General features: G+C 66.5%; 13 protein-coding genes and 3 tRNA genes. 10 read left to right on the top strand and 6 right to left on the bottom strand.

The window, feature by feature from the left end; translation table 11 throughout:
- Positions 1-14: 14 nt before the first annotated feature.
- Together ftsZ and lpxC are read left to right on the top strand one after the other, a co-directional pair.
- Positions 15-1,184, top strand: a complete 1,170-nt coding sequence (gene ftsZ / locus F620_RS0109725) for a cell division protein FtsZ (RefSeq protein ID WP_019021424.1) — start codon at positions 15-17, stop codon at positions 1,182-1,184.
- Between the two features lie 119 nt (positions 1,185-1,303).
- Positions 1,304-2,224 carry a UDP-3-O-acyl-N-acetylglucosamine deacetylase gene (gene lpxC, locus F620_RS0109720; protein ID WP_081617416.1) on the top strand — a complete coding sequence of 307 codons (921 nt, stop codon included), beginning with the start codon at positions 1,304-1,306 and terminating at the stop codon, positions 2,222-2,224.
- A gap of 6 nt (positions 2,225-2,230) precedes the next feature.
- Here lpxC and F620_RS0109715 read toward each other — a convergent pair whose 3' ends face one another.
- Positions 2,231-2,674, bottom strand: coding sequence for a DciA family protein (locus F620_RS0109715; RefSeq protein WP_019021422.1), 444 nt, complete (start codon positions 2,672-2,674; stop codon positions 2,231-2,233).
- Positions 2,675-2,725: 51 nt separating this feature from the next.
- Here F620_RS0109715 and F620_RS0109710 point away from each other — a divergent pair, with 51 nt between their 5' ends.
- Genes F620_RS0109710 through F620_RS0109695 form a run of 4 tightly spaced genes read left to right on the top strand, consistent with a single transcriptional unit; the run spans position 2,726 to position 8,667 of the window.
- Positions 2,726-3,595: a M23 family metallopeptidase gene (locus F620_RS0109710; protein WP_019570407.1), complete on the top strand. Its 870-nt coding sequence runs from the start codon at positions 2,726-2,728 to the stop codon at positions 3,593-3,595.
- Positions 3,596-3,653: 58 nt separating this feature from the next.
- Positions 3,654-6,458, top strand: a complete 2,805-nt coding sequence (secA, locus tag F620_RS0109705) for a preprotein translocase subunit SecA (protein ID WP_019570406.1) — start codon at positions 3,654-3,656, stop codon at positions 6,456-6,458.
- Between the two features lie 24 nt (positions 6,459-6,482).
- Positions 6,483-7,700, top strand: coding sequence for a bifunctional glutamate N-acetyltransferase/amino-acid acetyltransferase ArgJ (gene argJ, locus F620_RS0109700; RefSeq protein WP_019570405.1), 1,218 nt, complete (start codon positions 6,483-6,485; stop codon positions 7,698-7,700).
- Positions 7,681-8,667 (top strand): Nudix family hydrolase, encoded by a 987-nt coding sequence (locus F620_RS0109695; RefSeq protein WP_026331403.1) that lies wholly within the window; start codon positions 7,681-7,683, stop codon positions 8,665-8,667. The genes argJ and F620_RS0109695 overlap by 20 nt, the downstream gene beginning before the upstream one ends.
- 28 nt (positions 8,668-8,695) lie before the next feature.
- On the opposite strand, the gene zapD is transcribed toward F620_RS0109695, so the two are convergent.
- Genes zapD through pilB form a run of 5 tightly spaced genes read right to left on the bottom strand, consistent with a single transcriptional unit; the run spans position 8,696 to position 13,977 of the window.
- Positions 8,696-9,466, bottom strand: coding sequence for a cell division protein ZapD (gene zapD / locus F620_RS0109690; RefSeq protein WP_018869887.1), 771 nt, complete (start codon positions 9,464-9,466; stop codon positions 8,696-8,698).
- Between the two features lie 55 nt (positions 9,467-9,521).
- On the bottom strand, positions 9,522-10,133 hold the full coding sequence (coaE, locus tag F620_RS0109685; RefSeq protein WP_019570403.1) for a dephospho-CoA kinase: 612 nt from the start codon (positions 10,131-10,133) through the stop codon (positions 9,522-9,524).
- Between the two features lie 8 nt (positions 10,134-10,141).
- Entirely contained in the window at positions 10,142-11,008 is an 867-nt protein-coding gene (locus F620_RS0109680) for an A24 family peptidase (RefSeq protein ID WP_019570402.1), read from the bottom strand.
- Between the two features lie 22 nt (positions 11,009-11,030).
- Entirely contained in the window at positions 11,031-12,242 is a 1,212-nt protein-coding gene (locus F620_RS0109675; protein ID WP_018869890.1) for a type II secretion system F family protein, read from the bottom strand.
- Between the two features lie 19 nt (positions 12,243-12,261).
- Complete coding sequence (pilB, locus tag F620_RS0109670) at positions 12,262-13,977, bottom strand: type IV-A pilus assembly ATPase PilB (RefSeq protein WP_019570401.1); 1,716 nt, start codon at positions 13,975-13,977, stop codon at positions 12,262-12,264.
- A gap of 260 nt (positions 13,978-14,237) precedes the next feature.
- On the opposite strand from pilB, the gene F620_RS0109665 reads away from it, so the two are divergent.
- The 4 genes from F620_RS0109665 to tuf form a co-directional block, all read left to right on the top strand.
- Positions 14,238-14,322: transfer RNA gene (locus tag F620_RS0109665), tRNA-Tyr, on the top strand.
- 53 nt (positions 14,323-14,375) lie between these two features.
- Positions 14,376-14,449 (top strand) — tRNA-Gly (locus tag F620_RS0109660).
- Positions 14,450-14,469: 20 nt separating this feature from the next.
- A tRNA-Thr gene (locus tag F620_RS0109655) sits at positions 14,470-14,545 on the top strand.
- Positions 14,546-14,615: 70 nt separating this feature from the next.
- A partial coding sequence (gene tuf / locus F620_RS0109650) for an elongation factor Tu (RefSeq protein WP_019570400.1) occupies positions 14,616-15,778 on the top strand: 1,163 nt, incomplete at its 3' end.

Genomic DNA, 15,778 nt, shown 5'->3' with positions numbered 1-15,778 from the left:
AAGAGGACGCAATCATGACGTTCGAACTGATGGATACCTTTAGCCAGAGCGCCACGATCAAGGTCGTGGGCGTGGGTGGCGGCGGCGGCAACGCCGTACAGCACATGGTTCATTCGCAGCTGGATGGCGTGGATTTCATCTGCGCCAATACCGATGCCCAGGCGCTCAAGAGCCTGGATTCCAAGACCCTGCTGCAGCTGGGCGGGGACATCACCAAGGGCCTGGGCGCCGGGGCCGACCCGTCGGTGGGCCGCGAGGCCGCACTGGAGGATCGCGAGCGGGTGCAGGACCTGCTGCACGGCGCGGACATGGTGTTCATCACCGCCGGCATGGGCGGCGGCACGGGCACCGGCGCGGCCCCGGTGGTGGCACAGATCGCCAAGGAGATGGGCATCCTGACCGTGGCCGTGGTGACCAAGCCGTTCCCGTTCGAGGGCAAGAAGCGGATGCAGGTCGCAATGTCCGGGATCAAGGCGCTGACCGAGCAGGTGGACTCCCTGATCACCATCCCCAACGAGAAGCTGCTCACGGTGATGGGCAAGAACACCACCCTGCTGGATGCCTTCAAGGCCGCCAACGACGTGCTGTTCGGCGCGGTGCAGGGCATCGCCGAGCTGATCACCCGTCCGGGCCTCATCAACGTCGACTTCGCCGACGTACGCAACGTGATGCGCGAGATGGGCATGGCGATGATGGGTACCGGCACCGGTTCCGGCGAAGACCGTGCGCGCCAGGCCGCCGAGGCCGCGATTGCCAGCCCGCTGCTGGAGGACATCGACATCTCCGGGGCCCGCGGCATCCTGGTCAACGTGACCGGCGGCATGGATGTCGGTATCGGCGAATTCGAGGAAGTCGGCGAAGCGGTGAAGGCGCTGGCCTCCGAGGACGCCACCGTGGTGGTGGGTACCGTCATCGATCCCGAGATGAGCGACGAGATGCGGGTCACGCTGGTGGCCACCGGCCTGGGCGCGCAGACCGAGCAGCCCGAACGCCCGCAGGTGCGCGTGGTGGATGCCCAGCCGCAGCAGGCGGCGGCGGGTTCCGACGTGGATTTCGACCGCCCCACGCACCAGCGTCAGCGCCGCGGCCAGGACGAGGTCGCGACCGATTACGGCAGCGGTAACCAGCAGTCGAACATCGACGTGCTCGACATCCCGGCTTTCCTGCGCAAGCAGGCTGACTGAGGGACTTGACATGCAGGAGGAGCGGAATCCTGCAATAATGGAGCATTCGTTGTGTGCATGAACGGAGCCCGGGAGGGCCCGGGCTCCCCTCCATGCGCTCTCGCAGAAGAGGCAGTGCGTTGATCAGGCAAAGAACGCTCAAGAACAGCATCCGGGCGACCGGAGTCGGGCTCCATACGGGCGAGAAGGTCGTCCTTACGCTGCGTCCGGCCCCCCCTAATACCGGAATCGTGTTTCACCGCGATGACCTCGACCCGCCGGTGGAAATCCCCGCAAGGGCCGAGAACGTCGGGGACACGCGGCTGTCGACGACCCTGGTCAACGGCGATGCGCGGGTCTCCACCGTGGAACACCTGCTGTCGGCGGTGGCCGGTCTGGGCATCGACAATCTCTTCGTCGACGTGAGCGCGGCGGAGGTCCCGATCATGGACGGCAGCGCGGGACCGTTCGTGTTCCTGCTGCAGTCCGCGGGTCTCAAGGAGCAGGATGCTCCCAAGGAATTCATCCGGGTGAAGCGCAGCGTGGAGGTTCGCGACGGCGACAAATGGGTGCGCTTCGATCCCTATGAAGGGTTCAAGGTCGGCTTCTGCATCGACTTTGAACACCCCATGTTCACCGACGGGAGCCAGCGCGCCGAGCTGGATTTCTCGTCCACCTCGTTCGTGAAGGAAGTCTCGCGCGCCCGGACCTTCGGGTTCATGCGCGACATCGAGGCCCTGCGTGCGAATCAGCTGGCACTGGGCGGCAGCCTGGACAATGCCGTGGTGCTGGACGACTTCAAGATCCTCAACGAAACCGGGCTGCGCTACGACAACGAGCTGGTCAAGCACAAGATCCTCGACGTGGTCGGCGATCTCTACCTGCTGGGCCACAGCCTGATCGGGGCCTTCACCGGGCACAAGTCCGGCCATGCCCTGAACAATCAGCTCATCCGTCAGCTGGCCGCGGACCGGACGGCCTGGGAAAAGGTCACCTTCGAGGATCCCTCCGAGCCGCTGCCGATCTCGTTCGGGCAGCTGGAGCCGGGCGCCACCGGCTGAGGGACGTCACTCTCTGTCGTTCCCCGCATCGCGGGGACGGGCGCGGGCCAGCCGCCGCAGTGCTCCCGCCAGGCGGGGATCGTCGACCTCGCCGGCCGTCTGTTCCAGGGTCTGGCGGGCGCTGTCCGGGATCGGCGGACGGCTGCGCACCGGATCCGGTTCGGTGGAGCGGGCCGCACCGCCCAGGGCGACCCGCACGCGCTCCACTTCGGGGTAGCCGGCCGCCTGCAGGGTCTTGAGGATCTCGCGCTGCTGGAAGCGCATCTCGGTGCACAGGGCACGGTCGCGGCAGACCGCCACCAGGGTGGTGTCGTGGCGCACCAGCTGGAGGCGCCCGCTGGCGACGTGCGTTCCGACCAGCCCGGCCAGCGCCCGTTCCAGTGCCCGGTCCGGGGTGACGTGGCTCTGCCACGCGGCGCGGATGTATCGGCCGATGCGGGGCGGCGTCATGGCTGACATGGCGCCTCCCGCTCGAGTCTTGCAGGAATCAACGGAGGTTGCATGGACCTGATGCTACTACGAGCCGGCGGTGTCTGTACCCGGATCCCGCTGTGGCTGGTGGTTCCGATGCTGCTGGGGGTGCTGGCCGCGGTCGTGACCGCCGGCTATCAGCTGGGCCAGCAGCAGCGTGACGTGGTCGAAATCCCCGTGCTTCCGACCGTGGGCTCGCCCGATCTCGAACTCGCGGAACGCGAGCTCGCGCGCGAGGGGGTGGAGTCGCTGGCGTCCCGTCTGGTCGAGCTGGAAAACCGCCAGGCGCGTCTGGACCTGCGCATGTCTGGTCTGGGCGACGCCCTGGATCTGGACCCGGAGGCGCTGGAACCGGAGACCGGCGGTCGCGGCGGACCGGCGCCGCCGGACTCCGCGGCCGCGGTGGACCGTCGCATCGCCGCGCTGGATCACCTGCTGGGGCGGCGCGACACGACGGTCGCGCGCCTGGACGAGGCGGTGCGCGGCGATGCCCGGGACGAGCGCATGCGCCCCGGCGTGCGGCCGGTGGAATCCAAGGCCTGGGTCAGTTCGGCCTATGGATACCGCGACGATCCGTTCACCGGCGAGCGGCGTTTCCATTCCGGCATCGACTACGCCGGACGCGAGGGCTCCGAAATCCGGGCGGCCGCGGACGGGATCGTGGTGCGGGCGGACACCAACGGCGGGTTCGGGCGCAGCGTCGACATCGTTCATGCCGACGGATTGCTGACCCGTTACGCGCATAATTCGGAGTTGCTGGTCGATCCCGGGGAACGGGTGGAAGCGGGCCAGCCCATCGCCCGCATGGGCAGTACCGGACGGGCGACGGATACCCATCTCCATTTCGAAGTCCACGGTCCCGGCGGGCCGGAAAATCCGGCCGACTACGTCCATCGCTGAGCGTGACCTCCGCGGATCGTTTATCCTAGGTCGGTTTCAGCCAATCTTCCGGATCCCCATGAAGCAGCTCGTACGCAAGTTCTTCGGCAGTCGCAACGACCGCATCATCAAGCGCTACGCGAAAAAGGCCGAGCGCATCAATGCCCTGGCCCCGGCCATCGACGATCTGCCGCAGGAAGAGCTGCGGCACAAGACCGATGAATTCCGCCGGCGGCTGCAGTCGGGCGAGGACCTGGATGCGCTGCTGCCGGAAGCCTTCGCGGTCTGCCGCGCGATGAGCGACCGCGTACTGGGTCTGCGCCACTTCGATGTCCAGCTGATGGGCGGGATGGTCCTGCACGACGGACGGATCGCGGAAATGCGTACCGGCGAGGGCAAGACCCTGGTCGCGACCCTGACGGCCTATCTCAATGCGTTGCCGGGCGATGGCGTGCACGTGGTGACCGTGAACGACTATCTCGCCCGCCGCGATGCGGCCTGGATGGGACGGCTCTACCAGGCCCTGGGGCTGACGGTCGGCGTCATCAACTCCTCCGGCGGGCAGTCGGGCGGTGCGTCCTCGTTCGTGTTCGACCCCGACCATGTGGCGGGTGAGGACGGCATGGACGGCCTGCGGCCGGTCACCCGTACCGAGGCCTACGCGGCCGACATCACCTATGGCACGAACAACGAGTTCGGTTTCGACTATCTGCGCGACAACATGGCCTTCTCGGCCGATCAGCGCGTGCAGCGGGGCCTGAACTACGCGCTGGTCGACGAGGTGGACTCGATCCTGATCGACGAGGCGCGCACGCCGCTGATCATTTCCGGCCCGTCCGGTTCGGACTCCGAGCTGTACGAGCGCATGAACGCGATCCCGCCGCAGCTGACGCGGCAGGAAGACGAAGAGAGCGAGGGCGACTACTTCGTTGACGAGAAGGCCAAACAGGTATTCCTCAGCGAGGACGGCCACGAGAAGGCCGAGGCCCTGCTGCGCGAGGCCGGCCTGCTGGAGGAGGACCAGTCGCTGTACGACGCCGGCGCGATCGCGGTCCTGCACCATCTGAACGCAGCGCTGCGCGCGCATGCCCTGTTCCATCGGGATGTCGACTATCTGGTGCGCGACAACCAGGTCCAGATCATCGACGAATTCACCGGCCGCATCATGACCGGTCGGCGCTGGTCCGAGGGGCTGCATCAGGCGATCGAGGCCAAGGAGGGCGTGCCGATCCAGCGCGAGAACCAGACGCTCGCCTCGATCACCTTCCAGAACTACTTCCGCCAGTACGACAAGCTGGCGGGCATGACCGGCACCGCGGATACCGAGGCCTACGAGTTCCAGACCATCTACGGCCTGGAGGTCGTGGTGGTTCCCGGGAACAAGCCGCTGATCCGCGAGGACATGCAGGATCTGGTGTACCTGACCCAGGACGAGAAGTACGACGCGATCGCCAAGGAGATCCAGTGGTGCGTCGAACGCGGCCAGCCGGTGCTGGTCGGCACGGCCTCGGTGGACAGCTCCGAGCGGCTGGCGAAGTCCCTCAAGGAGAAGAGCATCGAATTCGAGGTGCTCAACGCCAAGCAGCACGAGCGCGAGGCGCACATCATCGCCCAGGCGGGACGTCCGGGGGCCGTGACTCTGGCCACCAACATGGCCGGGCGCGGTACCGACATCGTCCTCGGCGGCAGTCTCGACGCGGAACTGGCCGGTGTCGATCCGAACGACGAGCAGCAGCGCGAACGCATCCGCGAGGACTGGCAGAAACGTCACGACGACGTCATCGCCGCCGGCGGCCTGCACATCATCGGCTCGGAGCGGCACGAATCGCGGCGCATCGACAACCAGCTGCGCGGGCGTTCGGGGCGCCAGGGTGACCCGGGCTCCAGCCGTTTCTTCCTGTCCCTGGAAGACAACCTGATGCGGGTGTTCGCGTCCGAACGGGTGAAGTCCCTGATGGGACGCCTGGGCATGAAGGAAGGCGAGGCGATCGAGAACGCCTGGGTCTCGCGCGCTATCGAGAACGCCCAGCGCAAGGTCGAGGCGCACAACTTCGATATCCGCAAGCAGCTGCTGGAATACGACGACGTCGCCAACGACCAGCGCCAGGTCATCTACGAGCAGCGCGCGGAACTGCTGACCACCGAGGACATCAGCGACACCATCGATGCCCTGGTGGCCGACGTGATGAATGCGCAGATCAGCGAGTACATCCCGCCCGGCAGCATCGAGGATATCTGGGATCCGGAAGGGCTGGAGCAGGCGCTGCGCAACGAATTCGGCCTGGAACTGCCGGTCAAGCAGTGGCTGGATGACGAGGACGACCTGCACGAGGAGCCGCTGCGCGAGCGCATCATCGAGCGGGCGCGCGAGGCCCTCAACGGCAAGCGCGAACAGCTGGGCGATGCCACCATGAATCGCCTGCAGCGCGACGTGATGCTGCAGGTGCTGGATTCGCAGTGGAAGGAACACCTGGCGGCGATGGACTATCTGCGCCAGGGGATCGGCCTGCGCGGGTATGCCAACCGCAATCCCAAGCAGGAATACAAGAAAGAAGCGTTCGCGATGTTCCAGTCGCTGCTGGAGCGCATCAAGCACGACGTGATCAAGATGCTGCTGCGTATCCAGCTGCGTTCCGCCGAGGACGCCGAACAGCTGCAGCCGGAACGCCAGGCACCGGACACCGGGGCCATGAATTTCCGCCACGAGAACCCCGACAGTCCGCTGGCCGCGGACGAGGACGACGGGGGCGCCGCGGAAGATGACGCGCGCAAGGTCGCCGGTGGTGACGAGACGTACCGGCGGGAGGAGCCCAAGCTCGGACGCAACGAGCCCTGCTGGTGCGGTTCCGGCAAGAAATACAAGCACTGCCACGGCCGTCTCTGACGGCCGGTCCGGGGAGACGCGCTGATGGCCGTGGGACTGCAGGAACCGTCGGCGCCGCCGGCCGTGCCGGGCATCCGTCTGGCAGCCGGGGCGGCCGGCATCCGGTATGCCGGTCGTGATGACCTGGTGCTGATGGACGGTGGCGAACACGCAGTGGTCGCCGCGTTGTACACCACCAGTGCCTTTCGCGCTGCGCCGGTGGAAGTCGCCCGACGGCATCAGGCGGAGGGGCGTCCCCGCTGGCTTCTGATCAACGCCGGGAACGCCAACGCGGGTACCGGTGAGCCCGGGCTGCGCGCGGCCGAGGCGAGCTGCACGGCCCTGGCCCGGCTGGTCGACAGCGAGGCCTCGGCGGTGCTGCCGTTTTCCACCGGGGTGATCGGCGAGCCGTTTCCGCTGGAGCGGCTGGAGGCGGCCCTGCCGGGGCTCTACGACGGACTCGTGGAGGATGGCGAAAGCTGGCTGCGGGCGGCGCGGGCGATCATGACCACTGACACGGTGACGAAAGTCGCGAGCCGCGACGTCCGTCTGTCCGAAGGGCGCGTGCGACTGACAGGCATGGCGAAGGGATCGGGGATGATCCATCCCGACATGGCGACGATGCTGGGTTTTGTCGGCACGGACCTGGCCACCGATGCGGACGAGCTGGACGCGCTGCTGCGCGAGGCGAACCGTGACAGTTTCAACGCCATTACCGTGGATGGCGATACCTCGACCAATGACGCGCTGGTCTGCATGGCCAGCGGGGCCAGCGGTGTCCGCCTGGCCGGCGATGCCGACCGCACCGCGTTCGCGCAGGCTCTGGGGTCACTGTGTCTGGAACTGGCGACCGCGATCGTGCGCGACGGGGAAGGGGCGACCAAGTTCGTGACCGTGGAGGTGACGGGCGCAAGCGAGCGGGCGGAAGCCGAGCGCGTTGCCGAGACGGTCGCGTTGTCCCCTCTGGTGAAGACCGCGCTGTACGCCAGCGACCCGAACTGGGGGCGCATCCTCGCGGCCGTGGGACGGGCCGGCGTCAGCGATCTCCGGATCGAGGGGGTCACGGTGGACATCAACGGTCTGGCGATCGTGCGCGCTGGCGGCCGCGCGCCCGAATACCGCGAGGAAGACGGCCAGGCCGCCTTCGCGGCCGACGAGATCACCATCGCCATCGACCTCGGACGGGGCGATGCGCGGGCGCGCAAGTACACCTGCGATTTCTCCCACGAGTACGTGCGCATCAATGCCGAATACCGCTCCTGAGGCGGCACCGCTTGATGTGGCGCTGGGCGTGATCGAGGACGGGGCCGGCCGGGTCCTGGTTGGTCAGCGCGGGGCCGGGCAGCATCAGCCGGGCCGCCTCGAATTCCCCGGCGGCAAGCTGGAGGCGGACGAGTCCCCGGTCGCGGGCCTGGTACGCGAGATCGGGGAGGAGACCGGCCTGGGGGTCGAGCAGGCCATCCCCTGCCTGCGGCTGGAGCACGACTACGGCGACCGCCGCGTCAGGTTGCACGTGTTCCGGGTGCCGCACTGGAGCGGCGAGGTCCGGGAGTGCGAAGGACGCGCCCTGTGCTGGCGCGAGGCGACCGCGCTGGATCCGGCGGATTTCCCGGCCGCCAACGGCCCGATTCTGCGCCTGTTGCAGCTCCCCGATTTCCTTCTGGTGACGCCCGATCCGGCCGGGTCCGACGGCATCGCCGCCGTGGTGGACCGTGTGGCGGCCCGCCTCCGGCACGGGGATGTGGGGCTGTTGCAGGTCCGTGCGCCGGGGCTGGCACGGGACGACTATCTCCGCTTTGCCCGGGATCTGGTGGCGGTGGCGCAGTCGCTAGGTACCGAAGTGCTCCTGAACGCGCCGCTGGACTGGCTCGACGAGCTGCCGCCGGCCGGGGTGCATCTGCCGGAGCGGCGCTGGCGGGCGCTGTCCCGGCGGCCCGCGGTGGCCGGGCGGATCAGCGTGTCCGCGCACGATGTAACGGGTCTCCGGGAGGCGGGGAGGCTGGCGCCCGATCTGGCCGTGGTCGGTCCGGTCCGGCCGACCCGGACGCACCCGGGGGCGACGCCGCTGGGCTGGGACGGTCTGGCGCTTCTGACCGCGGCGAGTCCGGTGCCGGTCTACGCCCTGGGGGGGCTGGACGCGGGCAGCCTCGCGCCGGCCCGCGCCGCCGGTGCCTGCGGGATTGCGGCCATTCGTGGTCTGCTCGGAGACCCGCCGGGCGGCGGGGAGTGACGCCACGGGCGGTGCCGCCCGGTCCTAACTACAGGGCGCAGCAGCAAAGGCCGAACGTCACATCCTCGCGCACCGGATTCGGGCGCGAGCGGAAATCGCCGGGATCCATGAAGCGCACGGTGAAGCGCTGACGCCCGCCCGAGATCTCGGGGTAGATGCCCAGCTGCGGGTCCACGCTGACCCGGATCATCTGCCAGGCGTGCTGGCTGTCCAGGGGCTGTTCCAGGAATCCCTCCTCCGCGGTGACGCTGCGGTCGTTACCGGATCCGCGGATATAGCGCAGCACGTGCTGCGTGGCCTCGGTCACGCTCTCCAGCGGCCGGAACCACTCCAGCAGCAGCTCGGTGCGTGCTTCCACGGGCTGTGACAGCCAGTGGTGGTAGATCGGCAGATCGAAGTCGAAGGCTCCCCCGGGCAGGGCCATCCGCTGGCGCACACTGTTGAAGAATTCGTTCTCGCGGACCGCCCCGTCCAGCGCCCCGGCCTGCTCTTCGAGTGCGGTATGCAGGCGTCGCTGGTCGTCCATCGTGCTTCGGAAACGGCTGGCGTCGATCCCGGGCTGGTCGGCCAGCCGCTGCAGATTGGCGGTCTGGCGTTCGATCTCGCCCATCAACTCGCGCTTGATGTCGACGCGCGTGACCAGCGCATAGATGTCGACCAGGGAGACCAGGGCTTCGTGATGGTCGTAAGGTTGCCCTGCCTGCAGGGCGTCACCGAAACGTTGCGTGAGCGCCTCCAGCCGGAGCAGGAGGCGGATCCGTTCGTGGAGGGGCTGTTCGAAGATCAGCGGACGGGTCACGGCGGCGCCATTGGATTGAAGATCCTGCAGTATCGAACATTGGGGGGCATGGTTTCTACCCGTCGGAAGTGAGGGAGCGCAATTCGCGGTCGATGGTCAGTACCTGTTCACGAAGCCGGGCATCGTCCACGCTGTCCCGGTTGTCGATCCAGGCGTCCGCCCGCCGGCGCCGTTCGTCGGACCCGAGCTGACGCTCCATGATGGCGGCGACGTCTTCCCGGGTCCGGTCGTCGCGCCGGGTGACTCGTTCGATCTGTTCCTCGGGCGTGCATTCGACGGTGATCACCCGAACAAAATCGTCCTCCCAGCCGGCCTCGAACAGCAGCGGGACCACGATCAGGGCATACGGGGCATCCGTGTCGTATTGCTCGAGTCGGGAATGGATCTCCCGATGGACCCGGGGGTGAACGATGGCTTCCAGCGCTTCGCGCTCGGCCGGGTCGGCAAACACGCGCGCGGCCAGCGCACGGCGATCGAGGTGGCCGCGCGGATCGAGCACCCCGGGGCCGAAGTATTCAACGATGGCCCCGTGCAGGGGGTGGCCGGGTTCCTGCAGTTCGCGGGTGACGCGGTCGGCATCCAGAACCGGTACCCCCAGTTCCGCGAACAATGCCGCCACCCGGGTTTTCCCGGATCCAATGCCGCCGGTCAGGCCCGCCCGTTCCATACCTCCGATTATAGGCCGTGCGGGAAATAGATGCGCAGCAAGGCGTCGCCCGTGATCAGCGTCAGCCAGCCGGCGGCGGCGAGGTACGGGCCGAAAGGAATGGGGATGTTGCGGTCGCGCCCGCGCAAGGCGATCAGCGCGATCCCGACCGCTGCGCCCACCAGTGACGCGAGCAGCAGGATGACGGGCAGGGCCTGCCAGCCCAGCCACGCCCCGAGGGCAGCCAGGAGTTTGAAATCGCCATAACCCATCCCTTCCTTCCCGGTGAGCAGGCGGAAGCCGTGGAAGATCAGCCACAGGAGCAGGTAACCCGCCATGGCCCCGAACACCGCGGACTGCAGATCGGTGAACAGCCCGAAGCTGTTGACCAGCAGGCCGAGCCACAGCAGCGGGAGCGTCAGCTGGTCCGGCAGCAGGGTGGTCCGGGCGTCGATGCCCCCGGCCGCGATCAGGACGGCCGTCAGGATCAGGGCCATGCCGGCTTCGATGCCCGCCCCGAAATACCAGACGGTGACTGCGAACAGGATCCCGGTGAGCAGTTCCACTGCCGGATACTGCCAGCTGATGCGCACACCACAGCCGGGACAGCGGCCACGCAGGAACACAAAGCTGAGCAGCGGGATGTTCTCGATCGCGCGGATGGCGCGCTGGCAGTTCGGACAGCGCGAGCGGGGACGGATCAGGTCGAAACGTTCCGCGGTGGCATCCGCTGCGGGTTCCTCGCCATCCAGTACATAGCGGGCCTCGGCCTGCCACTCCCGTTCGAGTATCACCGGCAGCCGCGCAATGACGACGTTGATGAAGCTGCCGATCACGAGCCCGAGAACGGCGGCGACCGCGATCGCGATCGCCGGATTGGCCAGCAGGTCACTCATTGCCGTCGACCGCGGGTGGCCGTCACAGGACCTGCCCCATGTGGAAGATCGGCAGATACATGGCGATGACCAGGCCGCCGACCAGCACGCCCAGCACGACCATGATCAGCGGCTCGAGCAGGCTGGACAGGCTGTCCACCGCGTTGTCGACCTCTTCTTCGTAGAAGTCGGCGACCTTGCCCAGCATGGTGTCCAGCGAGCCGGATTCCTCGCCGATCGCGACCATCTGCACCACCATGTTGGGGAACACGGCGGTATTGCGCATCGACCATTGCAGCTGGCCGCCGGCCGCGGTCTCATCGCGCATGCGCTCGGTCGCTTCGCGATAAACGGCGTTACCCGTGGCGCCGGAGACCGAGTTGAGGGCGTCCACCAAAGGCACGCCGGCGGCGAACATGGTGGACAGCGTGCGGGCGAAACGGGCCACCGCGGCCTTGCGCAGGATGGGCCCGAATGCCGGGGCACGCAGGATCGCGATGTCGAGGAAGCGATCGAATTTCGGGAGACGCTGGCGTGCCTGGACGAAGAGGAAACCGGCCAGAACGGCCCCGCCAAGCAGGGCCCACCACCAGGCCTGCACGAACTCCGACATGTTAATGACCATGCGGGTGAACACCGGCAGGTCCGCGCCGAAGCCCTGGAACAGGGATTCGAACTGCGGCACCACGTAGATCAGCAGGATGGCCGTTACCACGATGGCCACCACGATGACCGCCGCCGGATAGAACAGGGCCTTGCGGATCTTGGCCTTGAGGGCCTCCGTTTTCTCCTTGTAGGTCGCGATCTTGTCGAGCAGCGTCTCCAGGGTTCCGGACTGCTCGCCCGACTCGACCAGATTCACCACGAGGTCGTCGAAGTGCTTCGGGTGCTTCGACAGGGCGGTGGCGAAGGTGTCGCCGCCCTCGACGTCGGTCTTGATCTGCATGATCAGATCGCGCATCGAGGCCTTTTCGTTGCCCCGTCCCACGATTTCGAAGGCCTGCACCAGCGGCACGCCCGACTGCAGCATGGTAGTCATCTGCCGCAGGAAATATGCGATGTCGGCGGGGATGATCTTCTTCTGCCCGCCACCCAGAAGGGGCTTCGGCTTCTTCTTGATCTTCAGAACGTTGACACCGTTCTTGCGCAGTTCGGCGCGCGCGGAGGTCTCGTTCTCCGCGGGCACTTCGCCCTTGACGCGGTCCCCGTTCTTGTTGAGGCCTTCCCAAGTATAGATCGTGCCGGAATCGGCCATTCCCTGTCCCCCTTAGCCGCTAGTCGATGGTCACGCGGTTGACTTCTTCCAGGCTGGTCAGCCCTTCGATGACCTTGTGCAGGCCCGCCCGTCGCAGGTCCTTGATGCCTTCCTTTTCGGCCTGGCGGGCGAGTTCGGTGCTGTTGCCATTCTCAAGGATGATTCGTTCGAGTTCCTCCGAGATCGGCAGAACCTGGTAGATCCCGACCCGGCCCTTGTAGCCGTTGGTGCACTGATCGCAGCCCACCGGCCGGTACACCGTGAAGCCCTGTTCGAGCTCCTCGTCGGTGAAGCCCTCGTCGCGCAGCGTTTCCTCCGGCAGATCCTCGGGTGCCTTGCAGTTGGGGCACAGACGGCGCGCCAGTCGCTGCGCGATGATCAGCAGGATGGACGAGGCGATGTTGTATGGCGGGACCCCCATGTTGGCCAGGCGCGTCAGGGTTTGCGGCGCATCGTTGGTGTGCAGGGTGGAGAGTACCAGATGCCCGGTCTGGGCGGCCTTGATGGCGATCTCGGCGGTTTCCAGGTCGCGGATCTCGCCGACCATGATTACGTCGGGGTCCTGGCGCAGGAAGGCGCGCAGTGCGCTGGCGAATGTCAGTCCGACCTTGGGGTTGATGTTGACCTGGTTCACCCCGGGCATGTTGATCTCGGACGGGTCTTCCGCAGTGGAGATGTTGCGGTCGGACGTGTTGAGGATGCCCAGACCGGTGTAGAGGGAGACGGTCTTGCCGGAGCCGGTCGGTCCGGTCACCAGGATCATTCCGTACGGGCGGCCGAGGGCCTCCAGGTACTGCGCCTTCTGCTCCTCCTCGTAACCGAGCTGATCGATGCCCATCGATGCCGAGCTCGGGTCGAGGATTCGCAGCACGATCTTTTCGCCGAACAGCGTGGGCAGCGAACTGACCCGGAAATCGATCGCGCGGGTGCGCGAGAGCTTCAGCTTGATGCGCCCGTCCTGCGGAATGCGGCGCTCGGCGATGTCCATGCGCGACATGACCTTGACGCGTGCAAGGATGCGCGGGGCCAGCGAGGTCGGTGGATGAGCCACCTCGTGCAGCACGCCGTCGATGCGGAAGCGCACACGGAAATCTTTCTCGAACGGCTCCAGGTGGATATCCGACGCCTTGCGGTTGATGGCGTCCATCAGGAGCTTGTTGACGAAGCGAACGACCGGGGCGTCGTCGACTGCGTCGCCTTCCTCGGATGCGTTGTCGGCGTCGGAATCCGCCTCGACGTTCAGGCTGTCGAGTTCGTCGTCGCCCAGGTCTTCCATCAGCTGCGACGCCGCGTTGAGCGCGTTGTCGATCGCCCGGTCCAGTTTCTTCGGTTCCACCAGCACTGCCTCGACGGGCATTCCGGTGGCGAACTTGAATTCGTCGGTGGCCACCAGGTTGGTGGGATCGGACACGGCGATGAACAGCCGGTTGCCGCGCTGCATCAGAGGCAGGGCATGATGCTTCTGGATCAGCTTCTCGTTCAGGTGGTCGCGCGGGATGACTTCCTCGTCAAAGGCCGCCATGTCCAGCACCGGAAGGCCAAACTCCTCGGCCGCCGCCTCCACCAGTCGCGGTTCCGGCACGTCGCCCTTGTCGGCCAGCAGCGCCATGAGGGGGGTCTGTTGGGTCCGCGCCTGTTCGACCAGCTGCTGGGCGATGTCCTGTGCAATCAGCCCGTTGTCGACGAGGCGTTTCGCCAGCCCCGGCAGGCGGGGCGTCGTGTTGCTGTTGGCCATGGGTGTTCGCAGACGTTATTGGGGATGATCCACACTCTACGTGGTGCGGTCCGGAATGAAAACGCATGTCCGGGCCGGCGCCGCGGCCGACCCGTGCATTCGCTCGATATTAGAGCGGTTATTCGGCGGATTACAAGGATGGGTGCAAGGTTTTTCGCCGTCAGCGCCGTCGATGCGGGCCGATCGAAGGTTTTGCGAACGGCTTCTCGCGCGGGGTTGACTTGCCCTGATCTGTCTCTCAGAATGCACGGCTTGGTTCAGGAGGGATACCCAAGCGGCCAACGGGGGCAGACTGTAAATCTGCTGGCACAGCCTTCGGAGGTTCGAATCCTCCTCCCTCCACCACCCAGTTTCATGCCAGCGACCCGAGCGGGCGATGGCGAGAAAGCCAGGGTTCTGCGGGTGTAGTTCAATGGTAGAACCTCAGCCTTCCAAGCTGATGATGTGGGTTCGATTCCCATCACCCGCTCCAGATTCTGGCTTGCAGGTCAGGCTCATGTAGCTCAGCAGGTAGAGCACTTCCTTGGTAAGGAAGAGGTCACCGGTTCGAGTCCGGTCATGAGCTCCATTTTTTCAGGCACGTAGCAGCGTCAGTGCTGCCGTCGTAACGACAGCGTCACGATCCGGGGAAGCGAGATATGTCCAAGGAAAAGTTCGAACGCAAGAAGCCGCACGTGAATGTGGGGACGATTGGTCATGTGGACCACGGGAAGACGACGCTGACGGCGGCGTTGACGGTGGTTCAGGCGAAGAAGTACGGCAGCGATGCGCGTGCCTTTGACCAGATTGACAACGCGCCGGAAGAGAAGCAGCGCGGTATCACGATTGCGACGGCGCACGTGGAGTACGAGTCGGACACGCGCCACTACGCGCACGTGGACTGCCCGGGTCACGCGGACTACGTGAAGAACATGATCACCGGTGCGGCGCAGATGGACGGTGCCATTCTGGTGGTTTCGGCGGCGGACGGTCCGATGCCGCAGACGCGGGAACACATCCTGCTGTCGCGCCAGGTGGGCGTGCCGCACATCGTGGTGTTCCTGAACAAGGCGGACATGGTGGACGATCCGGAGCTCCTGGAGCTGGTGGAGATGGAAGTCCGCGATCTGCTGTCGAGCTATGATTTCCCGGGTGACGACACCCCGGTGGTCACCGGTTCGGCGCTGAAGGCGCTGGAAGGTGACGAAAGCGAGATGGGCGCCCAGGCGATCCACAAGCTGGTGGACGAGATGGACCGCTTCATCCCCGAGCCGGAGCGCGCGGTGGACGGTGCGTTCCTGATGCCGGTGGAAGACGTGTTCTCGATTTCCGGTCGTGGCACCGTGGTCACCGGTCGCGTTGAGCGCGGCGTGGTGAAGGTCGGCGAGGAAGTGGAGATCGTGGGTCTGCACGACACGCAGAAGACCACGGTGACCGGCGTGGAGATGTTCCGCAAGCTGCTGGACCAGGGCGAGGCCGGCGACAACGTGGGCGTGCTGCTGCGCGGCACCAAGCGTGACGACGTGCAGCGCGGTCAGGTGCTGTGCAAGCCGGGTTCGATCACGCCGCACACCCAGTTCGAGGCGGAAGTCTACATCCTGAACAAGGAAGAGGGTGGTCGTCACACGCCGTTCTTCAACGGGTATCGGCCGCAGTTCTATTTCCGCACGACGGACGTGACGGGATCGGTCGAGCTGCCGGAAGGCACCGAGATGGTGATGCCGGGCGACAACGTGAAGATGACGGTGTCGCTGATCAGCCCGATCGCCATGGAAGACGGTCTGCGTTTCGCGATTCGCGAAGGCGGCCGCACCGTGGGCGC

This window comes from Thioalkalivibrio sp. ALE11 (assembly GCF_000381205.1).
GTDB lineage: Bacteria > Pseudomonadota > Gammaproteobacteria > Ectothiorhodospirales > Ectothiorhodospiraceae > Thioalkalivibrio.
The sequence above is the reverse complement of the archived record's forward strand: the minus strand, read 5'-3'. Positions and strand labels throughout refer to the sequence as shown.